Annotated in this window: 18 protein-coding genes and 1 pseudogene; 13 read left to right on the forward strand and 6 right to left on the reverse strand. The window is 46.3% G+C overall.

The window, feature by feature from the left end:
• Nucleotides 1-201 precede the first annotated feature (201 nt).
• From ACFVSO_RS20660 to ACFVSO_RS20680, 5 genes are all read left to right on the forward strand, one after another.
• The gene (locus tag ACFVSO_RS20660) at nt 202-1,290 is read left to right on the forward strand and encodes a serine/threonine-protein kinase (protein ID WP_387477046.1); all 1,089 of its coding nucleotides are present in this window, start codon (nt 202-204) and stop codon (nt 1,288-1,290) included.
• Between the two features lie 397 nt (nt 1,291-1,687).
• Nucleotides 1,688-1,840, forward strand: a complete 153-nt coding sequence (locus ACFVSO_RS20665) for a hypothetical protein (RefSeq protein ID WP_387477048.1) — start codon at nt 1,688-1,690, stop codon at nt 1,838-1,840.
• Nucleotides 1,841-1,933: 93 nt separating this feature from the next.
• Nucleotides 1,934-2,431, forward strand: a complete 498-nt coding sequence (locus tag ACFVSO_RS20670; protein ID WP_387477050.1) for a hypothetical protein — start codon at nt 1,934-1,936, stop codon at nt 2,429-2,431.
• A gap of 190 nt (nt 2,432-2,621) precedes the next feature.
• Nucleotides 2,622-3,173, forward strand: coding sequence for a hypothetical protein (locus tag ACFVSO_RS20675; RefSeq protein ID WP_387477052.1), 552 nt, complete (start codon nt 2,622-2,624; stop codon nt 3,171-3,173).
• Between the two features lie 175 nt (nt 3,174-3,348).
• On the forward strand, nt 3,349-4,182 hold the full coding sequence (locus tag ACFVSO_RS20680) for a hypothetical protein (protein ID WP_387477054.1): 834 nt from the start codon (nt 3,349-3,351) through the stop codon (nt 4,180-4,182).
• Nucleotides 4,183-4,290: 108 nt separating this feature from the next.
• Here the strand turns inward: ACFVSO_RS20680 and ACFVSO_RS20685 are convergent, their stop codons facing one another.
• Complete coding sequence (locus ACFVSO_RS20685) at nt 4,291-5,052, reverse strand: hypothetical protein (RefSeq protein WP_387477056.1); 762 nt, start codon at nt 5,050-5,052, stop codon at nt 4,291-4,293.
• Nucleotides 5,053-5,600: 548 nt separating this feature from the next.
• Here ACFVSO_RS20685 and ACFVSO_RS20690 point away from each other — a divergent pair.
• Complete coding sequence (locus tag ACFVSO_RS20690; RefSeq protein WP_387477058.1) at nt 5,601-5,723, forward strand: hypothetical protein; 123 nt, start codon at nt 5,601-5,603, stop codon at nt 5,721-5,723.
• 124 nt (nt 5,724-5,847) lie between these two features.
• Here ACFVSO_RS20690 and ACFVSO_RS20695 read toward each other — a convergent pair whose 3' ends face one another.
• Nucleotides 5,848-6,135 (reverse strand): hypothetical protein, encoded by a 288-nt coding sequence (locus ACFVSO_RS20695; protein ID WP_387477060.1) that lies wholly within the window; start codon nt 6,133-6,135, stop codon nt 5,848-5,850.
• Between the two features lie 154 nt (nt 6,136-6,289).
• Here ACFVSO_RS20695 and ACFVSO_RS20700 point away from each other — a divergent pair, with 154 nt between their 5' ends.
• Nucleotides 6,290-6,520 (forward strand): helix-turn-helix domain-containing protein, encoded by a 231-nt coding sequence (locus ACFVSO_RS20700; protein ID WP_387477062.1) that lies wholly within the window; start codon nt 6,290-6,292, stop codon nt 6,518-6,520.
• A gap of 257 nt (nt 6,521-6,777) precedes the next feature.
• Nucleotides 6,778-7,445: pseudogene (locus ACFVSO_RS20705) on the forward strand (DNA alkylation repair protein).
• Nucleotides 7,446-7,565: 120 nt separating this feature from the next.
• Here ACFVSO_RS20705 and ACFVSO_RS20710 read toward each other — a convergent pair.
• Nucleotides 7,566-10,574 (reverse strand): DEAD/DEAH box helicase, encoded by a 3,009-nt coding sequence (locus ACFVSO_RS20710; protein WP_387477064.1) that lies wholly within the window; start codon nt 10,572-10,574, stop codon nt 7,566-7,568.
• Entirely contained in the window at nt 10,571-11,755 is a 1,185-nt protein-coding gene (locus tag ACFVSO_RS20715; RefSeq protein ID WP_387477066.1) for a hypothetical protein, read from the reverse strand. The genes ACFVSO_RS20710 and ACFVSO_RS20715 overlap by 4 nt, the downstream gene beginning before the upstream one ends.
• Before the next feature lie 394 nt (nt 11,756-12,149).
• Between ACFVSO_RS20715 and ACFVSO_RS20720 the strand changes: the two genes are divergently transcribed.
• Together ACFVSO_RS20720 and ACFVSO_RS20725 are read left to right on the forward strand one after the other, a co-directional pair.
• Nucleotides 12,150-13,889, forward strand: coding sequence for an ABC-F family ATP-binding cassette domain-containing protein (locus ACFVSO_RS20720; RefSeq protein ID WP_387477068.1), 1,740 nt, complete (start codon nt 12,150-12,152; stop codon nt 13,887-13,889).
• A 234-nt stretch (nt 13,890-14,123) separates the two neighbouring features.
• Nucleotides 14,124-14,984 carry a S1 family peptidase gene (locus tag ACFVSO_RS20725; protein ID WP_387477070.1) on the forward strand — a complete coding sequence of 287 codons (861 nt, stop codon included), beginning with the start codon at nt 14,124-14,126 and terminating at the stop codon, nt 14,982-14,984.
• Between the two features lie 41 nt (nt 14,985-15,025).
• On the opposite strand, the gene ACFVSO_RS20730 is transcribed toward ACFVSO_RS20725, so the two are convergent.
• Nucleotides 15,026-15,712 carry a hypothetical protein gene (locus ACFVSO_RS20730; RefSeq protein WP_387477072.1) on the reverse strand — a complete coding sequence of 229 codons (687 nt, stop codon included), beginning with the start codon at nt 15,710-15,712 and terminating at the stop codon, nt 15,026-15,028.
• A gap of 83 nt (nt 15,713-15,795) precedes the next feature.
• On the opposite strand from ACFVSO_RS20730, the gene ACFVSO_RS20735 reads away from it, so the two are divergent.
• On the forward strand, nt 15,796-17,370 hold the full coding sequence (locus tag ACFVSO_RS20735; protein ID WP_387477074.1) for an ABC-F family ATP-binding cassette domain-containing protein: 1,575 nt from the start codon (nt 15,796-15,798) through the stop codon (nt 17,368-17,370).
• Between the two features lie 91 nt (nt 17,371-17,461).
• Here the strand turns inward: ACFVSO_RS20735 and ACFVSO_RS20740 are convergent, their stop codons facing one another.
• Nucleotides 17,462-18,397 (reverse strand): ketopantoate reductase family protein, encoded by a 936-nt coding sequence (locus tag ACFVSO_RS20740; protein ID WP_387477076.1) that lies wholly within the window; start codon nt 18,395-18,397, stop codon nt 17,462-17,464.
• 190 nt (nt 18,398-18,587) lie between these two features.
• On the opposite strand from ACFVSO_RS20740, the gene ACFVSO_RS20745 reads away from it, so the two are divergent.
• On the forward strand, nt 18,588-19,160 hold the full coding sequence (locus tag ACFVSO_RS20745; RefSeq protein ID WP_387477078.1) for a TetR/AcrR family transcriptional regulator: 573 nt from the start codon (nt 18,588-18,590) through the stop codon (nt 19,158-19,160).
• A gap of 163 nt (nt 19,161-19,323) precedes the next feature.
• Nucleotides 19,324-22,404: an AfsR/SARP family transcriptional regulator gene (locus tag ACFVSO_RS20750; RefSeq protein WP_387477080.1), complete on the forward strand. Its 3,081-nt coding sequence runs from the start codon at nt 19,324-19,326 to the stop codon at nt 22,402-22,404.
• Nucleotides 22,405-22,447 lie beyond the last annotated feature (43 nt).

Raw genomic sequence — 22,447 nt, forward strand, 5'->3', positions numbered from 1 at the left:
TCAATGAGGTCATAGGGCATCAGATAACACTGTATCTACGCTGCGGGCTACGCCCTGGGTTCGCAAGATGTGATAAGCAGGGACTTTTGCGAGGCTAAGTCCGTTGGGCCCGGCGCTGGCGTGGCTTAAGCCTCTCGAGTTCGTGGATACAAGAACGATAGACGAAATATCATGTATTATTAAAAACCAAAGGAGATAAAAATGACTATAGAACAAACTGAACCTACACTATTTGAAGTTATAGAATCACTTAAAGTTGGGCTTGTTTCGTATGCAACTGGTAACTCATCAGAGTTAAGTAATGATGAGTATTATAAATTGAGGAAGATTTTGTTAAGTGCAGGACAGATAAGTAATAAACTCCCTGAGTTTATAAAGCAATATAGGTCATTGGATGAATTTTGGGGATATATTAAAGATGTTTCGGGTTCGTATGCTGGTCGAAGACAATATTTGGGGGAGGTTTTTAATCCTCTGCTTGATGAATTAGAGGCGGGCAATACTGCGATGACAAATGAATATTCTGAATTAGAGGTTATAGGGTCAGGAGGATTCGGAGAAGTAAAACGAATGAAGCATAATTTATTGAAGATGGATTTTGCTTTTAAGTTCTTTTCACCAATCTTTGCAAATGAGGATGAACGGAATTTAGAAAGATTTTTCCGAGAAGCACAAATTCTATTTAGATTAAATCACCAAAGTATAATTAAGGTATATGACGTTGGTCTTATAGGGAGTAAGCCATTTATTAGAATGGAATTATTTGAAGGGAAGAATTTAAATCAAGTACTTAAAGATCATGGGAGGTTCCCAATCAATAGATCTATTGATCTTATGATTGAATTAGCAGATGCACTTAGTCACGCACATGAGATTGGAATCGTTCATAGAGACATTCGACCGAGTAACATAATGATTGCAAGAACAAGGCAGGTTAGAGTAATTGATTTTGGACTTGGCATATACCTCGAGAATGAGTTAACTTCGAGACTTACAAGATCAGGACACAACATTGCTGGAGGGCACTTCACTGCACCTGAACTTATTAGTAATCCAAAACTAATAGATTTAAGAACTGATATTTATTCTCTAGGTGCAGTTTGGTATCACCTGATTACTGGAAATGTTCCTGCAGGAAGCAAACTAAAAGAAGCGCTTCATTCTGTTGAGGGTATGAATGAAGAAACTGCTGAAATAATACTTAGATGTCTTGAAAATATTGAAGGAAGGTATCAGTCAATGCAAGAGTTAACTTTAGCTCTTACTAAAGTGAAAGACAATTTATTTTAGTATTTCACTGAAGTGTGACACTTCGTCTAACACCATATTCACGCATCGGGCGATATGGCCGCCCTCGGTCCGGCAGGGGCGGAAGTAAATTCAACCGGTTTGTTTTTAGATACATGGAACGGGATCAACTGTACATCTTGCAAGGAATATCGTTTTCTCGCTTGCCGACTTCCGCGCCGACAAGCGGATGAGACTTCGGCTGCATGATCTATCCGCACCAGCTCATGTATGTGCTCTGCTGGAGCAGTGTATCGGGCGATTATATTAATCGGGGGGACAGTGCCATAAGTGACTGCGAAAGGTTAGTGAAAAAGTGAGTCTCGCCATATATTCGCCCTGTTCCTGATCAGTGTGTTGAGAGATAATTCACATATAGATATGCAGGGGGGATGAATTGGTGGTAAATGTAAAAGAACGCTTTTATAATAAATCAAAGGAATCTGCATTTCTTGATCGTTTAGATGATAGAGATGATGTATTTTGGCAAGCACTAGACTATCTGTCAATGTTTAATGAGGAAAAGTTTAAAGAAGAAGATGCTTATTTCTAACATGCTCGACACTTTATAACGGCAAGATTAATAAATCATATAATAGCTACTTATCAATTACTAAGAATGGGTTTAGAGGATGAGAGTTTGATTATGCTAAGACAATCATTAGAACTGTCTTGGCTACTTAAATATTTCATTAATAATCCTGAGAGTGTGAACGATTGGGTTATAAAAAGGAATCTAGAGATTACACCCAAGGAAAGAAGAAAGGCAAATGATAACAATTCTAATTCAAGAGAAATATATTCTGACTTAAGTAAAATTGTACATTCGAACAGTAATTCATTTTGGGGCTCTTGCATCGGAGGAATACACAATTCGTGGGTTACGGATAAATTGTTTGGACATTTGTTAATGCTAATACATAATATTACGGAGTATTTCGAAGAAATTGTATTACTGTTCAATATTAGCGTAAGCAACGGTGAACTTACTAAGAAGAAGGAAGTAACAATAAACAATATCGGACTTTCAATATATGAGACAAGCTTTTTTCTTGACCCTGATAGCACTATTAATAAATTAAAAGAACTAGGAGAAGATGATGTTGTTAAGTATTTAGAAGATAGTTATGAAATAATTGAGTAGTGCTTGAAGGCGTATTCAAGAAGCCTATTCTCTGTACTGCATCACACTTTGTTCACGCTGCAGGCTACTACTTTGGTCTGCAATAATTTCGGGTAAGCGATTTAGTAGATAACCCTGCGAGAGGCTATATTTTCGACTCGCCGCTGTGCAGCCCAAGCTTAACAACTCTACAGACAAGGAGAATCTTCTGATGATTTGGGAGTCATCATATTGGAAGGATGATTTGTTGTCACTCTCAGTGAAAATAAATACAAAGTACCGTATTGCCCCTTTTACAGAAGAACTTTCTGTAGAATTTGAAAAGGATATTATGATTTCTCTGTATTCAATACGGAAACTTATAGAAGCCTATAAACTATCTTCAGATACCAAAAGTATTCAATTGAAAGTAAAGTCCTACGGAAATCTGAAAAATGTAACATTACTAAACTGGCATCGAATTGATGAACTTTTCGACTTAGATAATCCGATTGACGAAAAGTTGCAATCAAATCAACTATATAATCAAATCATACACAGTTATATATTTCTCATAGCGACTGGTGAAGAAAAAGGAATTGATGGTTTTTTCTTTTGCTCTGATAGAACGAGGAATAAAAAATTGTACTATATTGAATTAACAGAACTGAATCAATTTTTTACAACTGTAGGAAATGATTATCCGGCACATCAAAGATTTGATTATGATGAATCTATTCAAGACTATAGGGTCTATTTAAGTACACCAAAGAATATTCGATAGTATTTTCGATAATGAGGTGGCATCAGATAGACAACAGCGTATCTACGCGGTGAATATGCCCTTAGTCCGCAGGAAGCATTTTCGAGGAAGCTGGCTACGCCAATTAGATTTCAAAAAAAGTTCCCTTACAAGAGGGTTAGTAAAGAATAAACTAAGAAGGAACTGGTGGGGAATTATGATTTATGCATTAGGTTTTAGAGATTATGCACTTGAGCATGGACAGCAAATTATTATTCAGAAGCATATCACCAAAGAAGAATACGACAGTCACAATACCTCCTTAGGGGAAGCGCATAAAATAAATGCAATGGATAACGTTAACAATTTACTTATTAGAAACGGTAATGAATTTCTATTATATTCATCAAAAGCAAAAGATTATTTGGAAGGAGATGAGAAAGTAGTATATTTAGAAGCTAATCGATTACTAATCAATTATTTAGCAGCCGTATCAATGTTTATTGATTACGGTGAAAAATATAACAGTAAGTATTTTGGAAAAGAACGAATGAAAAAGTTTCAAGAAAAAACCAGTATTTTTTACGATAGCCACGTTTCCTATCGTTTTATTGCACTTATGAGAAACTATGCTTTACATTACGGCTTTCCCTTATCAGTAATTCATCAGAGTGAATCTGGACCAAATGGAATCTTCGCTTCAAGAGAAACATTAATGAAGTTTAAGGCATGGAAACATGTCGCGGAAGATATTAGAAATATGTCTGAATTAATTTCATTGGATATACACGTTGAGATTTCAATGATGTTTATCAAACAACTTTATCAAGATTATGTCTATGAAATTGCTCCAACGGTATTAAAAGGAATTGAATATTTAAACAGTATGATTAAAAATAATGGAGGTAAGATACCTCTACTAGCAACATTTAAAAGCATAGAAGAATTAAAAAAGGGTAACTTATCCGTTAATGTTATAGACGCACAGTCTTTTTATGAGGCTTTAAAAATAATTAGAAATCATCCAAGTATTGAAATTATTGAAAGGTAGATGTCGAAGCGTACGCTCCATCCGCTCCATCACAGCCCCACATACGCTCCACCAAGCACCACTAAGCCACACAAGGGAGAACGTCCATCATAGGCGTTCTCTTTTTCGTCATGCATGATCTTCCATTGTCTCTTTTGCTACTTGTTGCATATACGCCTCACCCAAGCCGATTGATTCATAATACTCGCGCGTCACAGTATCCATAAGCTCGATCACAGCGTCATGCTGCTCCATCGGGACAAATTGTAGAATCGCTGCTGTAATGGCCTGTTCCCGCGCAGCCTCACGCTGTTTGATTTCTGCAAGTCCGTAGTGCGTATAGCCGCCAGCGCTTCCATTGGTGAGCTTGTGCTTCATTTCAATTGCCTTGATGGCGGTGACAGGGCTAATCACTTCCATCTTGCTCAACGTGTCGAAGCCCTTCTGAATGACTTCATCCAGTAGCTCTAGATCGTGTCGGATGCGTTTCGGGCTTTCTTGGTTGGTTAGCTCCTTTTCCAGTGTGGCTTTGGCCCGGGCGCGTTCTTCGGCACGGTTCTCCTTATACTGTGTATTGCCCTTTTCTCTTGCCTTATCCCGCGCTGAATCTTCAAACGCTTTCTTGAACGGGTCTTCCTTCGCGTGTAGAAGTTCCATCGTGAGTCCATTTACAATCGCTTCCCGGTGCTGCTTGATGTAAGAGTACATGGTGGGAATACTGATCGGGAAGCCGTTATCATTACACCACGCCACCAGTTCCTTCACAGGCGTACTGTCATCAATCATCTTGTCCAGGAATGGCCTGTTATTCCATTTCACCAGTGCCGCTACCTTGCCGGGCATGAATTTGTTCGTTCCATCTTTGAGTCGATCTTGCTTTTTGCTCATCATGCTCCCGAAGACTTCGACGGTCTCTGGCCTGTTATGGAGGCTTGGTCGTTGATCGGCTAAGTGGTTGGAGATTATGCGCCGCGGCGCACCGAACCGCATCTTCTGTATCAATAATAAGCTCTCTTTTGGTCACATGACTAATCCTCATCACTGATACATGTGCTCCGTTGGAGTCGTGTATTTGGCGAGTAGATTAATCCGAGGATAGTACCGATAAGTATAGCGAATGCTTTGTTGCAAACAGATAAGGTGAGGAATATAATGTAAGAAGGGCAGGTGCCTTACACTAAATTACGGGTAAGTCCGTAGGCTAGTGCAGTAGGAGGAATGACTCATACAATATGAGTCGATTAAATGCCCTGAGAATGGGCTTAAGGATTCCAAGCTATTCGCTTGGCTAATTGCACTCGTTATGAGTGAAGGAGACGACCAACTTGGTCAATATGTATTGTAGAAGAGTAGAAAATACATTTCTACAAGGGTGGTAATTTTGAATTATGTTCTGCCCTAGTCTCGGTACGTACCCCATGATTCCATGGAGGTCACGTATGAGAAGAAAAAGGAAGAACAAAGGCAAGATGCGCGATATTATTGAGCAGTATCTGGTTGGGGTGGCAATTAGTGTAACAGCGGGGTTGTTGCTTTTATTCATTCAGTGGCTCTGGAAATAAGCGCATAACTAAAGAGGGGAGCGCGCGCCCCCTCTTTTTCATTGTGTTACCTAAGCATCTGCCGTGTGGGTGTACCACAAGCCACGCGGAAGTTTTTTAAGAAATTTTTATGTTTGAGTAGCAATTACATATTTGAATGATGTAATTCACTAATGAGTTGCAACGCATCTTTAAAACCTTGTATGTAAATACTTATCTCAGTAATGGACTGAAGACAAAACTGAGCGTCTTGATATAGGAACACTGTATGTTGCAACTGGTCGGGGAGTGCACCCTGAAGTAACCTAAAATGTTGATCTTTCTCTAATATTAGCTGCTTATACTCAGCGTGGTTTTGTTGAAGCTCGCTGTAGAGTAATTTTAAACGAGCTCTAATAAGTGGTTCTGCTAATGAATCCAATGTATAGGACATATAGTTCACCTCCAAAAAATTAACTCTACAAAGTTATTATATAACCCTGTAGAGTTAAAGGTAAGGTTTTTTTTAACTTTATAAAGTCAGTTAGTCACTTTCCATTGATGATAATACGGCCTCAACGCTAATATAGTGATATGGAGGAAATAAGATGACTAGAATTAAGTGCAATATAAGAGAGCTTATGGCCAAGCATCGCATAGATGATATCACTGAGTTAATGGAGAAATCGGGATTAAGTCGAAATTCAATTAATAAGTTATATAGGGAAACAAATATTGAAACAACAAAGCTGGAGACCTTGTTTAAATTATGCGATACATTTAACTGTCAGCTCTCTGACTTGATTGAGTATATACCGAGTAATCAGAATTCAATATAACAAGACAATATAAATAGAATTCTAATGCACTTATAATGGGCCATCCGCTAAGGATGGCTTTAACTTTTACCGATGTCAAATTTCGTTGAGAGCCCCGTTACGCTGAACCGTACCCTAAATAAGGCGAAACGAATCACTCCTTTTACAATTGTTAAGGTACAATAGTTTGCAATAAGACTTATAACGAAATTAAGTTATTGCTATATTGCGCAAATGACAAATTATGAATCAGTGCTTTAATAAAGGAGTTGTGTCAAATAAATAAGAATAAAAGTACAGAAATGAAACGCTCTTCAAAAGCAGAAAACATTCTACTACAGATCAATAGTAAAACTAAGCTAGGCGACTTACGAAAAATCGCGAAGGACATTAAAAAAGATCACGAACTAGCTATGGAACTTTGGTCAACCGAAGAGTTTTTGCCCAGACTATTAGCAATCTTGATTATGGATAAAAAACTTCTTTCACAAGAAGTGCTAAATGAGCTTGATAAGGATATGCAGACTCACCCTTTTGATGAGCGAAATAACTTAATGGATTGGTTAATGGCTAATCAGCTCACCAAAGACAAGAAGACCATTGCATGGAGGAGTCATGGGAAAATAGCCCTTCTGCTCTTCAAAGACGAGCTTTCTGGTATTATCAAGCGCGATTGAGATGGACTGGACAAACACCGCCTGATAACACCGCAGACTTACTATCTACATTAGAAGCTAATATTACGCAGGAAGAACCGGAAGTTCAGTGGGCTATGAATTTCCTCGCAGGCTGGATAGGCGTTTATGATGAAAAGAATCGTGCACGTTGTATTAAACTTGGTGAGAAAACGGGTCTTTATAAAGATGAAATGGTATCAAAGGGATGTACGCCCAATTATTTGCCGGAGTTCATTGCAATTGAAGTTAACAAACGAAATCATAATTAGTTACCCCTGAACAAAGGATCTGAAAGTAAGCTTTCAGATCCCTTTTTGCTTGGAGGGTAATTTCAGAAGCTTCATCCGCAACAAAGTTTTCGTGTGTCGCAGTGGTTGCCCAAATCCCGCTTAATCGCGCGACCAGTCCCGCCGCAGCGAGAACATTTCCCTTAGCGCATCCGTCGACAGCTCGGTAATCCAGCTCTCCGAGCTGGAGATCACGTTGTCACTTAGCTGCTGCTTGTTCTCTAGCATCTCGTCGATGCGCTCCTCAAGGGTGCCGAGCGAGATGAATTTATGCACCTGCACGTCGCGCGTCTGGCCCATCCGGTAGGCGCGGTCGGTCGCCTGGTTCTCGACGGCCGGGTTCCACCAGCGGTCGAAGTGGAAGACGTGGTTCGCCGCGGTCAAATTTAGCCCGACGCCTCCCGCCTTGAGGGAGAGGATAAATACGTTCGGCTGCTCGGATGCCGGAAGGTCGCGCGACTGGAACCGTTCGACCATCCGGTCCCGCTGCACCTTCGGCGTGCTGCCGTTCAAGTACAGCACAGGTTCACCCAGCTCGCGCTGCAGGACATCCTGAATCATTTTGCCCATGCCAATATATTGCGTGAAGATGAGGCAGCGCTCGTCCGCCTCGCGCAACTCCTTGACCATCGCCAGCAGCCTCTCGAGCTTGGAGGAGCGGGCGACGATCGCCTCCGTAGGTAGTGGGCCATCCCCCAGCTCCGTTCCCGTATCCTCATCCAGTAGAGCCGGATGGTTACATGCCTGCTTGAGTCGTGTCAGCGCTCCGAGAATCGCGCCTTTGCGTTGGATGCCGTCGAGCTTGTTCAGCTTCTCGAGAAGCTCCTTGACGCAATTGTCGTACAAGGCAGCTTGCTCGGAGGTAAGCGGAACATACGTCTTTATCTCGTTTTTGTCCGGCAGGTCGAGCTGGATGGCAGGATCCTTCTTTTTGCGCCGCAGCATGAAAGGTTTCACTAGCCGCTTTAGCTCAGCCGTGCGACGCCCGTCCTGTTCGCGCTCGATCGGGTTAGCGAAGCGGTCCTGAAACGCCTTGGCGGTACCGAGGTAAGTGGGCACGGTAAAATCGTAGATCGACCATAGCTCCGCCAGCCGATTCTCGATCGGCGTTCCGGTGAGCGCAATGCGATGGAGCGCGGGAAAGCTCTTGACCGCCGCGGCCTGCCTGGTCCCGGCGTTTTTGATATTCTGTGCTTCGTCCAGACAGACGGCTCCCCATTGGAAAGCGGCCAGCGTTTCCTGGTCGAGCGAGGCGGTAGCAAAGGAGGTCAGCACGACGTCAACACTGCGTGCCTCGTTCCGGAACGCGTCGCCGCTCTTACGCCCGGAGCCGTAATGCATGGCTACCTGCAGCGATGGGGCAAATCGGGAAATCTCCTTCTGCCAGTTGCCGAGTACCGACGTGGGGCAGACGATCAGCGAAGGGAGTCGGAGCCCATCGTCCGCCTGCTCCTTGGCGTACAGCAGGTAGGCGATCAACTGGACCGTCTTGCCGAGGCCCATGTCGTCGGCGAGACAGGCTCCGAGCCCGAAGCGGCGGAGAAAAGCCAGCCAGGCGAACCCGTCCTGCTGGTAGCTGCGCAGCTCGGCACGCAGACCGGTGGGTGGATCGAGCCGAGGCCATTCACTCTGCTGATTAATCTTGGCGAACAGTCCGGTCAAATGCGCGTTAAGCTCGACTTCGAGCTCGACGCGGGCGGCATCGGCCCCGAAAGTCTCCGCGCTGACGTCCGTCGCCCCGCCATCCGCGTCGCCGTCCGTCTGGCCCTGCGAGAGCAGATGCAATTGCAGCACATCCTGGAAGCTTAATCCCTGGCTCTTGTCCATGCCTTCCATCATGCGGCGGATCTGGGCGATCAACGCCGGGTCGAGCACGATCCAGCGGTCTCGGAACTTCACGAGACGCTCCCCTCGCGCGAGCAGCTCGTCGAACTCCTCCTCGTTCAGGTCGGCGTCGCCGATGGAGATGCGCCAGTTGAAGCTCATAATCGCTTCCAGACCGAATAAGGACTTGCCGCCGCCCCGTTTCTTGGATTCGTCCTCCGACTGCACCGCAGCGCGCAGCCGCGGCTTCTTGCGGCTTGCCGCTTCCCACCATGCGGGCAGAAGGACCTGCCACCCGGCTTCGAGCAGCCGGCGGCTGTCCTCATTCAGGAACCGCCAGGCCGCCTCGTCGTCAAGCGGCTTGCCGAGCACGTCCTCGCCGCGCGACAGCAGATCGTGCGGAAGGCTAACCCGCAGCCGTTGCAGCCAACCGTCCGAGCGGCTCCGAATAGCTTCCGCCCATGCGTCAGGCCACTTGCCTGCCGCCGAGCCGTCGTCGCCGAGCCGCACTCTTCGGAGCTTAGCCGGATCGCTCTTGTCCTGCAGTACGAGCCGCAGCCGCCAGCGGGAGTGCTCGTCGCCCTCCCACGGTTCCATTAGCTGCAGCAGGGGGCGGAACGGCGCGACATCCGCCCTCCAGCCGATCTGCACAAGCCAGGTCTCGTCGTCGAGTCCCGCCGTAGCGGCCACCGCGTTCTCGCGCGCGAACAGAGCCGGGAACTCCCGGCGCAGATCCGCCTCGTCCGGCTCCGTACCGTAGAAGCGGCTCGTTACAGCCGCCGAGAAGGCCGCCATTAGCCCAGCGCGCGCCTCATCGCTCCAGTTGCCGCGCTTCAGGTCCAGTTCGTCGCGGCGCGCCTGTCCAAAGGCCGCGCAGACCGCAGCCGCATCCCAACTCCAGCGCAGGGAGCCTCTGCGGTAAGCCGCAAGGTCGGGCGCGTACAGCCCTTTCTCCAGGCACTCGCCCAAGAGCGGCGCCAATGCGGCCAAGCGCGCGGCATCGTCCTCCCACTTCCACTCGATATGCGCCAGGAGAGGCCCTGAGGCGAAGAAGGAAATGACCTCTTCGGCGGGCAGCACGACGGCCTCGAGCTCCCCGACTTTGACGAGCGCAAGCTCGGTGCCATAGAAGGACGGTTCGTGCCAGGCGAACAGGCGATGCTTCAGCTGGGGTCCGGTCCACTCCCGCAGAGAATCCGGGTCCGCGAAGAACAACGCGTCGCCATGCGACGTCAGCACCATTCGAACCGCGATGGTGTCCAGGTTATAAGCAGTCGTCTTCGTCATGGCATTAGTCCTCCCCTCCGCAGCTCTTCCTGGAGGGCCCGCAATCGGCTATACCGGCTGGCAAATGTCTCCATGTACGCCTCCCACCGCTGCTCACGCTTCAGCTTCTTGTACAGCTTGGCCAGCCGTTTGAGCAGCTTGACCGCCCGCTTATAGCCGTCGCGGTTTTTTAACAACACGTATTTCTCCACGCCTTGGTGGTAAAAAGGCAGCAGCGCCTCCGGTGCTTCCTTCTCGATGGGCTGCAGATCCTTCGCTCGAAAGTCGAGCGGATCGCTGCCGAGGCTAAGCTGATAGTCGATCCACTGCCGGAAGCGGCCATAGTGCATCAGTTTCTCCTCGTACAAGCTGCTGCAGTAGGGAGGCAGGCTCGCAATCGCGCTCCACATTCGTTCCTCGGCCTCCGGCAGTCGCTTGACGACGGCATCCCAATAGTGACCATATTCACTAAGGCTGCCGGTGCTGCGCCCAACTTGCTCGTTCACGCAATGGCTTAGCCAGGCTTCAAGCCGGGTCCATTCGTCATTCTCCTCCAGCTGGCGCAGGAAACGAAATACCTGCCCGGGCTCGAGTCCATGACGCTCTGCAGCATCCAGCTGCCGCCAAGCCTCTTGATCCTCCCCCAGCCAGAAGCGCATCCAGGCGAGAGCGACGAGCGGGAAGAGCTTATTTTCCTTGCTGGATCCCTCGGCCAAATGCGCTAGCTCCTCCTGGAAGAGACGGGGACTGTCCGCAGCGGACGATACCAGGATCAGCCACAGCTCCACGTAGATATCCAGATAGGCTGGAGGGGACCCTGCATTCACGGTTGCCGTATCACGAATATATGCAGCCGTCTCCAGTAGCCGCCCCTGTTGCTTGACCGCGATCTCCGGCGGCAAGTCGTTATGGAGTTGACTCTCGATGGCATGTAGCGTCTCGGATGCCGCCATCTGGGCGAAGTAGCCGGGGTGGCGACCGGTCGATTGCTTGCGGAGCAAGAACAGGCCGACGTTCAGTTCGAACAGCCAGGCTTCCTCGGGTGTGAACTCCAACATGAAGGGGCGCACCATGGAGCGGACCTCGGTGCCATAATTTATTTCGTACGGGGTGTTCGCCGCTTTCCGGGCGCAGCTGGCGATTAGATCCTGCCACTGGACAACGCTCAGCCCGGTCGGTGAATTCGAATTCATTTTCGTCATGATGGCAGTTATTCCTTTCTTGAGCTTTGGCCGCTCATAAATCGGTTCCTTCATTATAACGATAAATGGTCAAGACGGCATACAGCCCAAAGACCATTAATCTAGGACCCAATATAATAGGATTGAAGTTGGTTGTAAACCGTGTTACTCTAACAGCGGCAAACTCAAAATCTATGGTTTGCCATACATCTAACAATAGCCATTATTTTAGGGCGTGTCTGAAAACCCGTTCAGTGGCACCTTTCACCGCCTTTTCGCCCCCTGCTGCGTTCCGTTTGCTTGACGTACCCCCGGTACGCCTTCACAAACGCGCCTTGCATGGAACGAAAATCCGGCAAAATTTGCTGCCCTCTGAGTTCTCAGACACGCCCTAGTTATAAAGAAAGGTAATCCTATGATAAAAGTCGATAACTTATCCTTCTCGTTTCCGCAAAAAGAGCTATATAACAACATTTCATTTACGTTAGAAGAGGCACAGCATTGCGCTTTTATCGGGACAAGCGGCAGTGGGAAAAGTACGTTAATAGATATACTGATGGACCCGGAAAGATATCTTTATGACGGGAAATTAGAGATGGACCCCGTTTGCACGATTGGATATGTGAGTCAGTTCCCAGAGCTTGACAACACCAAAGAAATAACCGTCTTTGAATATATAGGAGAACCATTTATCAAGCTTCAAAATGAAATTCAATCGATTTGCACGGAAATGGAAACCTCAACAGATCTAGAACCGTTACTGGAAAGGTATCAATTCGCTTTAGACGCATTGGATGCTATTGGCGGGGATGATTTTGAAAGTAACATTCATAAGCAGCTAAACGTAGCAAACCTTATGAAGCGAAGAGATAGTAAGGTAGCCGACCTGAGCGGCGGGGAATTCAAACTTATTCAAGTGATGAAGGAAATGCTTAATCGCCCCGACTTATTGATTATGGACGAGCCTGATGTGTTTCTAGACTTCGAAAATCTAAATGCGCTTAAAAAACTTATTAATTCGTACAAAGGCATACTGCTGGTTGTTACGCACAACCGATATCTATTGAATCATTGCTTCAACAAAATGATACACCTTGAAAACAGGGAGATTCAGGAGTTTGATGGGCGATATATCGAGTATAACTTCTCTTTGCTTCAGACAAAAATTGAGCTGCAAGAACTCGCGGTTGCTGAACAAGAAGAGATGGAGAGAAACGATACGATCATCAACAATCTGAGAGTTATCGCAACTTATAATTCAAACGCTTCAAGAGGGAGAGCGTTAAAAGCTAGAGTCAGATTTCAAGAAAGACTGGAAGCGCGTCGAATTAAAGCGCCATTCGTTGAAATTAAACAACCGAATATCCGTTTTGGTATGGACCATGAAATGGAAGACACTATTGTTGTAACTGTCCATAATTATAGTGTTGGCTTTGATGAACTGCTGCTAGACAATGTTCATTTTGAGATAAAATCTACGGATAAAGTAGCAATTATCGGTGCAAACGGTACCGGGAAAACGACTTTACTTCGAGATGTTTTCAAAAATAATCATCCATCAATTGAAATCAATGCTGATGTTCAAATAGCTTATTTATCTCAGTCTCAAGGTGAAATGCTAAAGGACGCTAACACAATACTAGAAGAATTTATCGATGCAGGGTTTAAAACTTACGATGAGATCGGATTGTACCTTTCAAACTATGGCTTTGAAGGAGAAATCCTTAGTCAAAAGATAGGATCTCTATCTGGCGGAGAAAAAAATTTGCTTCAATTGGCTAAGGTTTCTGCCAGTAAAGCAAACGTATTGCTTCTTGATGAACCGACAAGCCATTTAGATACCTATACACAACTAGCACTGGAGAAAGCCATTGAAGAGTATAAAGGTGCGATTCTCATGATTTCTCATGATTTCTATTCTGTTGTCAATGGAATGGATTATGTTTTCATTATTGACAATAAGACGATTAGAAAAATGACTTTGCCAGAGTTTAGAGGGATGATTTATGATAGTCATTTTGATAAAGATTATTTAGAAGCGGAACAAAAGAAAAAATCAGTTGAAATGAAAATAGAATTGGCTCTAAAAAATACTGATTTTGAACTTGCAAAAGGATTGGTAGATGAGCTGGAAGAGTTGATTAAATTGCTTTAAATGACAACCCTCGAAGTGAAGCCAGTCAGCAATAAAACATGATGATGGTGGAACAATATCAACGCAGTAACCCAAACAAACCACTCCATTCCTGGAAGTGGTTTGTTTGAATTCTCCTTTGCACTAATCATGTATTCCATGCGACGCAGGACGTTGCCGCCATCTCCCCCCAATTATAGGCAGTTTGATGATACAATAACGGGAAAAGATTACGGCGAGTACGGAGGGATGCGCATGGAAAATAATCCGAGTCGAAACAAAGAGAATTCTCTCTCTAATTCTGAAGATAAGCAAGAACATGAGAATGAACACCCGTATGAAGACGAGGAGTGGGACTTTGAGTCGGAAGAGGAGGACGACGACGGGGGTTCATCAGCCAGCCGACGGAAGTGGATCAGAAATACGATCATATTCCTGCTCCTGGCCGCTCTAGCCGTCAATATATTGGCCTTCTGGCCGCAAATCTACAACCTGAAGACGCTCCCCCTCTTGTTCGGGTCGAAGGAATTATCCAGCCAAGCTGAAATCCAAAGCTATAAAGAAGCGGTTGTTACCGTCAGCACGGATAACGGCAAGGGCACCGGATTCCACATTAACGGCGGCTACATTGTGACCAACTATCACGTCATCGAAGATAACGGCTATATGATAGTGACATTCCCGGAGCAAAGTCAGAGTTATAAAGCAGAGCTGTCGGGCAGTGATCCCGATCTGGATATCGCCATACTGAAGGTGGACATCGGGGATCAACAGCTGCCGTTTATTGAAGTCGAGCGAGACAACAAGCAGTGGGAGCCTGATGAAAAAATCTACGTGATTGGCAATCCGCTTCATTTCACGCAAATCGTCATCGAAGGCGCTATTATCGGCTTGGTCCCGATCCAAGGCCACAAGGCGCCGGTCATGGCTCTTGATGCGCCGGTCTATAAAGGCAATAGCGGCTCTCCCGTCATTAACAAGCGTGGCAAAGCCATCGCCGTTGTATTCGCCACTGCCGATGTCGAGCATCAAGACCAAATGATAGAGGCCGGTTTGGCCGTACCGATGGCCGACATGGAGACCCTGCTGCGAACTTCGTTACCGCAAGTAGAATAAAAACTTTTATATTTTCGACATCATGCTAAAGTATCGGTTTACTATTCACATCTGTACTGGAACGCAGGCTCTGTCTGAATATAAAATGCATTTCTTACTTGCGCGCTCCAATTGGCAAAGGCTGACCTCCATTCAGGAGTGCTAAAGAATTGATCAACCGTTTGAGTATCAGAATGCCAAACTATAAATAGGTTGAGTGGGGCAATTCCTCCTGCCCAAATTCCATTATTAAGGTCAGTATCTTCTTCCCTGACTAATAATAAGGGTAGACCAAATTGAAAAGCCATTGAGGGTTCCACTTGCGAATAAACGGATCCTTCCCAAAACGCAGGGGATGGCAGGGTTGTTGGTGGAGTGGTTTGTGCATTGAGCTCGACGGTCTCAATTTTAAAACGACGAAGGTTTACTGCCAACATTCCATAACTTGATGAAACTAACCGACGAATATCGGTTAAAATGGATTCGGGATAGCTTTCGCTTAAAGGTAATGTACGCGGAAATAGCAAAGCATTCTCAATCTCAAAAATTAGACGGTTTAGAAACTGTTGTTGATTATCGTTTAAATGAGTTGTCGTGCTTAAAAATACGGGAAAACGATAGGCACGGTCAATACACTCTTGGTGTGTCGATCCTATTGTTACTTCATCTTTGCATATAGGACGATTCTTATTTTTACTTGCTTTCCCTTTTATGCTCAAAGAGCGACGCTTATTGTTAATCGGTCTCATCTCCTTTTTTAATTAGTTTATGGAAAAGCATTAAGAAGGTTTGGACATCGCAACTAGATTCATAATAAAGGGGCTTGATAGCCATGAGCTTAATACGTTTGGAGAACGTCACGAAGAAGTATGAAGAGTCCATGATTTTTCGCGATATTTATTTTCGAGTTATGCAAGGGGAACGTATCGGCCTGATCGGACGAAACGGTGCCGGCAAGTCGACAGTATTTAAGCTCATCATGGGCAAGGAAGAGCCGACTTCCGGCAGAGTAGAAATAAATCCTCAGTTGAAAATCGGATATTTCTCTCAATTCTCGGAATTGAGCGGAAGCTTGTCCGTTCAGCAAGAACTGGAAATGTGCTTCGAGCAGGTTGCCCTTATCGAACGAGAGCTACAAGAGGTAGGAGATAAGCTGGGTTTGGTTACAGACGATAACGAAATGGAGAGGTTGCTAGCAAGGCAGGCGGAGTTATTCGAGCAAATGGATCATCTCGATGGCTGGAACGTGTCCGTCGAGATTAACACAGTGCTCACGAAGCTAGGGTTCAACGACAGATCTCGCAATCAGCCGATCGATGAGTTGTCCGGGGGATGGCGTAACCGTGCGGCACTCGCGAAGTTACTAATAGAGCTGCCCGATGTCGTTCTGCTCGACGAGCCTACGAACTACTTGGATATGGAAGGCATTGCATGGCTGGAGCAGTGGCTGTACCGGTTCAAGGGAGCCATGATTCTGGTGTCGCATGACCGGCAATTCATCGACAAGGTCGTCATGCGTACGATTGAAATCGAGAATTATCATTTTCAGGAATACGAAGGCAACTACACCGATTACGTCCGTAAGAAGAAGATGCGCAAGAAGGAGCTGGACCGTCAGTTCGAATGGGAGGAAGAGCTGCTGCTCATGGAGTCCGAGGCGATCGATGACCGCGCGAGCAGGAAATCCGCCTCCAAGGACCGTCTCTCGCGGAAGCTGGCGGATAACAAGAAGCGGATCGAGCCGCATCCCGTTAACGTACTGATTACGGATATTTACGAGAGGCTGCGTTTCCCGGACAAGCTATGCGAAGTGAAGAAGATCGGACAGACCTACGAGGGCAGGCAGATCTTCGAAAACATTAGCTTCGATATTCAGAAAGAAGATCGCTTGGTTATCGCGGGGCCGAATGGAAGCGGGAAGTCCACGCTCATCAAGACGCTTACCGGGGCGGAGAAGCCGGAGTCAGGAGAGGTTATCTGGGAGAAGGGCGTTAGCTACGCCTACTTTAACCGGATGTGGGAGGAGCTTGATCCCAAGGATACCGTTAGCCACGCGGTGAATACGTATGGATTGGGACTGGACGCCCCGCGCAAAAAGGTGGCCAAATTTCTATCGATGCTGCAATTCTCGGAGGCGGATCTGAGCAAGGTGATCGGCAATCTGTCCGGCGGACAGAAGGCTCGGGTGGCGCTGGCCAAGTGTCTTCTATCGGGTGCGGCGGTTATCATCTTGGACGAGCCTACCAACCATCTGGATCTCATGAGTATTCAGGTCATGGAGCAAGCTCTAATCCATTTTCCCGGCGCCGTTATTACGGTAAGTCATGATCGCTTCTTCATCGATAAGATAGGGACGAAGATGCTGACCTTCGATCCGGTAACGGGAGTGACCGAACAAAGCTTATAAGGGAACAAGCGGATTTCTAGTAATGAATGTAGCTCTTGTTCTGGACAAAGGACAAGAGCTACATCCATTATCGATTAGAGACAAGATTCTATTATTGCAAAGGGTTGTAATTGTAAAGCTTGTCCCAATTTGGTGTGGCCATGTTCGCTCTTTTCTTTAAGTCGGAAAAGGCCTGGTACAACGCAGTCATTTCGTTGGCAGATACTGCCTTATCGCTGAGTATGATTCTTCCGATGGGGGTTGCTAATATAATCTTCAACACTGTAAAAAACAGCATGCGATATTTTCTGACTAATAGATGTTGATTCGCAGGCGTAATTGTGTAACCGTTTTTTATCAACACTTGATGGCCTTCATCTATTGCGTCAATGACAAAGTTAAGCAGCCTTTTGTCTTTGGCGGCTTTGCGCAGGTTCCCATTATACGAGACGGCAATGCGATTCAAAGGCAAAATCATAATGAAGTGGCTTTTGAGCCATTCATCCATATTTGTAAAGGTGATCGTATTATAACTTGTGTTCTTTAAAGCTTGGTCAATGACCGATTGCCAATCCAGTTGCTCCCCTAAGCCACCGAAAGCCAAGGTCACCTTTGGGCCGCGCAAGCAGTTTACCCGACCGTTCTCTCTCCATCCGGCAAGCGTCTGAAAAGCAAAGGCAACCTTTTTCTCTACAGGGCTATTGGATTGCAAATAATGCCGCATTTCAATGGGACTCGCATTATTACCCATAATAACAATGTGTTTACTTCGATTCGCTGCAAGGGCAGGAAGGACTGCCTCGAAATCTGGATATTTCATCACTACGAAGATAAGATCATACACATCCTCCGGCTGTAATTCACGAATCACGTTTACTTTATCGACCGTTGTTCGGAGCTGTAAATAATGACGGATCACATTACCGTTCTGCTGTAACTCATCCGCGCGCCGCCCTCTGGCTAACATTGTGACTTCGTTTCCATTGTGAACTAATTTGTGAGCTAAATAACTTCCCAATACACCTGCTCCATAGACCAGTATCCTCATAATATTCCTCCATTTTGGTTGTTTCACAAATAAAAAGTTTTTAAATATGTGCAAGTGATATTAAAAAACTTTCAAACTGATTTTATCTTCGATCAGAATGTTTCGTCAATGTTTTTTAATTTAAAACCATTAAATTTAAAAATCTTTCGAAATGTGCTACATTGATTTATGCGGGATGGAGGAATGTTTAATGAATAAATTCGAAATAAGGACTCAGAAAAAGAAGAAGGCAGTTGTTCATGCAGCATTAAAGCTTTTTAAAGAAAAAGGATTCGTTCAAGTCAGCATAAAGGATATTGCCGCTGAGTCCGGCGTATCATCTGTATCGCTATATAACTATTTCGAAAGCAAAGAAGGGATTGTCAAGGAATGCGCGAACGTTTTGATGCAAAATACCCTTCAAATGGCCGAAGAGATCATGAACCAAGACATCGATTTCAAGGATAAAATCATTCAAATCATGGATATTTGCGCCGATCAGGACTATCAATTGCTTGGTTCGCCTGGCGCCGTAGAGGACCATGTGTTATCGAGTCTATATAGTGAAAATACGAATAAAATTAGAATTCAAATGCTTCAAGAGCTTATTGAACTTGCGAAAAAGGAAGGAGCTATTCACTCTTCCGTATCTCTGGAGACTGTTCTTGAATTGTTAAACGCGATTGGAACCATTCAGTTATCATGGGCAAAATCAGGAAACTATAAAGAAAAGATGGCTGAGATGAACCGTTTGTTGTTATTCGGGTTGATTGGCAATGGTTAATGTTTTCGCTTTATAGATGATATGCTGAACCGTACCATAAGTAGGGCGAATAACGGTGATATTAATGAGTCAGACATTTGACAACAAGACGTAGGAATTTACGACTTTTTGTCGAAATTAAACTTCATTACTCATTTTCTGTCTTAATTCCGGAGGGTACCCAATGATTGTTGCAACGAAGATGCATATTCCTCATGAACGGCATACTTTGGTTATTCGCCCGGATCTGATTCGTCTGCTAGATGAGGGCATGGATGCGAAGCTGATGTTCGTATTCGCTCCATCCGGTTATGGGAAAACGACGACGTTAAGCGAATGGGCCAGACAAAGAGAGAATTCTGTTGCATGGGTATCGCTCGGCAAGCAGGACGACGATTGGATTACATTCTGGAACGCGGTCATTGCTTCGATCCAGAATCGAGTCGAAGGATTTGGTCGGACGGTTGGGCCACTGATAGCTCAAGGGCCTACTGCGTCCTCTGCATCTATGGAGCCGGCAATGACTGCGCTGTTGAACGAGTTGAATCTATTGTCAAGTGAGCTCGTCATCATGTTTGACGACTATCACCTGGTGACGATGCCGGCCATCCAGAAGTCGATGAGCTATTTGCTTGAATGCCTTCCAGACCATATTCATTTATATATCGCAAGCCGCAGTGACCTTTCTTTCCCGACAACAAGATTGTTGGCAAAAGGTGAGATGCGGCGGATTACAATCGAACAATTGCGGTTCCGATTAGAGGAAGTGTCTGAGTTCTTCCAAGATACGACGGAATTGAAACTGTCGGCGGAGCAACTCCATATTCTGCACAACCGAACCGAAGGCTGGATTAGCGGTCTGCGTCTGGCGGCCATCTCCCTGAAACGGAGGGGCAATGTGGCTGAAATGATCCGCCAATTCAGCGGTCGGCAGCAGCTCGTATCTGATTATTTGCTAGAGGAAGTCATTCGCGATCTGCCAGAGGCGATGCGCGATTTTTTGCTGCAAACTTCCGTGTTAAGCCAGATGAATTACGCCTTGTGCGAGGCGGTGACCGGCCGGTTGGGAGGCCAGCAACAGCTGGAGCAGTTGGAGCAGCTTCAGCTATTCATTATTCCGTTGGACGATCAACGGGGCTGGTATCGTTATCACCATCTGTTGTCTGATTTTCTACAGTCGATGCTCGCTCGAACAGAGCCGGAGTTGTGGGTTCGGGCGAATGGGCGTGCCGCGCGATGGCTCGAAACGAATGGCTTTGTCGAAGAAGCGGCAGAGCATTATTTGGCAGGACGGCATTATGAAGATGCCGTCCGTCTGATTGAGGGTCATCTAAATGAGCTGCTTATTGGCGGTAAAAACGTCGTCGTTGCTCGATGGGTGATGAAGGTGCCTGAGCCATACGTATCGGGTAGGCCATTCCTTGAGCTTTTTTATTTGTATGCGATGGTTGGTGTTCGGCAGTTTAGTGGCATTCTGGATCGAGCGGAGCGGCTAAGGAGCCGTTTCGAAGGGATGAAGGATCATATGGACGCTGACGTATGGTGCGCGACGATGGGAGAAATTTATTATATCTGCGCTTCCGGTACCTATGTATCCAAAGACCTTGCCCGCACAGCTGAATATTTTATCCGCGGTGATAAGCTGGCGCCTGAGCACAGCTTGTTTATTCAAGGCGGTAACAATAGACATTATTCTGTAGAAGAGTTTGATGACCATCTGTGCTACATTAACGACTATCATGGCGCGGCACAGTTTTTTGAAAAGATGACGGGTCATTGGCAGGCTCAAGTGAATCATCCGTTTGCGACGCCGATGTATGCGTCATACGCCAAGCTGTTGTGCGAGTGGAACCGGTTAGAGGAAGCGGAAGTTTGGATCAACCGAATGAACCGAGCGGACGGACTCGCGCCGGTTCCTCGAAATATGTATCAACTGGATGTGGCGGCTTCGAGAATTCAACAAGCGAAGGGAAACTCGCTAGAAGCCATGGCGCTGCTAGAACAACTGAAGCTGAAGATCAATTCACCGGACTATGAAATATTTTTACGCAAAGTCGAAGCGGAGCAGGCCAGACTAGCAGTGCGTCAAGGCGACATGTCGTTTGCTCAGCGATGGTTGGAGCAATGTGGGATGTCACACTCGGACGAAGCAACGTTGGATCAAGTGCCCGAACAGCTGACGCTCGTTCGCGTGCTTGTGGCATGCGGACAATGCGAACCGGGGCTATCCCTCGCAGAGCGGCTGTATCATCTGTTGACGAAGGAAGACCGCTTGCGCGACCGAATTCAAGTTCTAATCTTGCAAAGCATGGGGTTGTATCTTGATGGTCGGACGGAGCAGGCACTGATGAAGTTGGATACCGCCCTGCGTCTTGCGGAGCCGCAGGGGTTCATCCGTAGCTTCGTGGACGAAGGATCGGCGATGGCGGAGCTGATGTCTATTTATGTGCGGTCGTATAGAGACAAGGATGGGGGATCGAATGATGTGTCCGGTTATGCGTGTCTTGTACTAGATGCGTTCAATGTCCATCTCGCACTTCCACGAATGAAGATTCGATGTTTTGGACGGTTTCGCGTAGAGACAGAGGACGGCGCTGCGATCAAGTGGCGGACTTCTAAAACCGAAGAATTGATGGCCTTTCTTCTTCATCATCGCGGTGAGACGGTGAGCAGAGATCGAATCCTCAATTGTTTGTGGGGAGAAGTAACCGTTGACCGGGCAGGGGCCCAGTTTAATACGACGACTCACTATTTGCGAAAAGCTATAAGCCAAATGGGACTTGACGGTATCGTTCAGCATGTGGAAGGCGGTTACCGGATCGATATGACCCGATTGGACCTTGATATCGAGGAGTGGGATCGGTTGCTGGCCGCTCAGGCGCAAATCGATGACATTGCATTGCGTGACTATGCCAGGGAACTTGTTCAATTTTACGGACAGGGCTATCTGGCGGGCACTTCGTATGAGTGGGCAGAGCCGATGCGAGTCCGCCTGGGAAGCGAGTACGTCGCGATGTTGCTCCGCCTCCATGACCGTGAGAAGAAGGAAGGGCATTATAATGTCGCTGCGGAGCTGCTTCGGGAGGCACTTGGGCATGATCCGCTGAACGAGTATATCCATGAACAGCTTATTCGCTTGCTCGTTTTGGCAGATGACCGTATTTCTGCAATCAAGCAATACGAAGTGCTAAGGGTGATGCTGTTAACCGAATTCGGGATTGAGCCCAAGGACGCAATAGGGACACTGCTGGATTGTGGCGGATAGGAACATTACGAATACCTGATGAAGCGATCCCATTGTTTAGGCT

The organism is Paenibacillus sp. NPDC057967 (assembly GCF_042887015.1).
In the GTDB taxonomy this organism is placed as follows: domain Bacteria; phylum Bacillota; class Bacilli; order Paenibacillales; family Paenibacillaceae; genus Pristimantibacillus.

Excerpts from the sequence above, each read along its gene's own strand:
- ACFVSO_RS20660 (WP_387477046.1), top strand. The coding sequence starts at position 202 with ATGACTATAGAACAAACTGAACCTACACTATTTGAAGTTATAGAATCA.
- ACFVSO_RS20670 (WP_387477050.1), top strand. The coding sequence starts at position 1,934 with ATGCTAAGACAATCATTAGAACTGTCTTGGCTACTTAAATATTTCATT.
- ACFVSO_RS20675 (WP_387477052.1), top strand. The coding sequence starts at position 2,622 with ATGATTTGGGAGTCATCATATTGGAAGGATGATTTGTTGTCACTCTCA.
- ACFVSO_RS20680 (WP_387477054.1), top strand. The coding sequence starts at position 3,349 with ATGATTTATGCATTAGGTTTTAGAGATTATGCACTTGAGCATGGACAG.
- ACFVSO_RS20685 (WP_387477056.1), bottom strand. The coding sequence starts at position 5,052 with ATGATGAGCAAAAAGCAAGATCGACTCAAAGATGGAACGAACAAATTC.
- ACFVSO_RS20690 (WP_387477058.1), top strand. The coding sequence starts at position 5,601 with ATGAGAAGAAAAAGGAAGAACAAAGGCAAGATGCGCGATATTATTGAG.
- ACFVSO_RS20695 (WP_387477060.1), bottom strand. The coding sequence starts at position 6,135 with ATGTCCTATACATTGGATTCATTAGCAGAACCACTTATTAGAGCTCGT.
- ACFVSO_RS20700 (WP_387477062.1), top strand. The coding sequence starts at position 6,290 with ATGACTAGAATTAAGTGCAATATAAGAGAGCTTATGGCCAAGCATCGC.
- ACFVSO_RS20710 (WP_387477064.1), bottom strand. The coding sequence starts at position 10,574 with ATGACGAAGACGACTGCTTATAACCTGGACACCATCGCGGTTCGAATG.
- ACFVSO_RS20715 (WP_387477066.1), bottom strand. The coding sequence starts at position 11,755 with ATGACGAAAATGAATTCGAATTCACCGACCGGGCTGAGCGTTGTCCAG.
- ACFVSO_RS20720 (WP_387477068.1), top strand. The coding sequence starts at position 12,150 with ATGATAAAAGTCGATAACTTATCCTTCTCGTTTCCGCAAAAAGAGCTA.
- ACFVSO_RS20725 (WP_387477070.1), top strand. The coding sequence starts at position 14,124 with ATGGAAAATAATCCGAGTCGAAACAAAGAGAATTCTCTCTCTAATTCT.
- ACFVSO_RS20730 (WP_387477072.1), bottom strand. The coding sequence starts at position 15,712 with ATGAGACCGATTAACAATAAGCGTCGCTCTTTGAGCATAAAAGGGAAA.
- ACFVSO_RS20735 (WP_387477074.1), top strand. The coding sequence starts at position 15,796 with ATGAGCTTAATACGTTTGGAGAACGTCACGAAGAAGTATGAAGAGTCC.
- ACFVSO_RS20740 (WP_387477076.1), bottom strand. The coding sequence starts at position 18,397 with ATGAGGATACTGGTCTATGGAGCAGGTGTATTGGGAAGTTATTTAGCT.
- ACFVSO_RS20745 (WP_387477078.1), top strand. The coding sequence starts at position 18,588 with ATGAATAAATTCGAAATAAGGACTCAGAAAAAGAAGAAGGCAGTTGTT.
- ACFVSO_RS20750 (WP_387477080.1), top strand. The coding sequence starts at position 19,324 with ATGATTGTTGCAACGAAGATGCATATTCCTCATGAACGGCATACTTTG.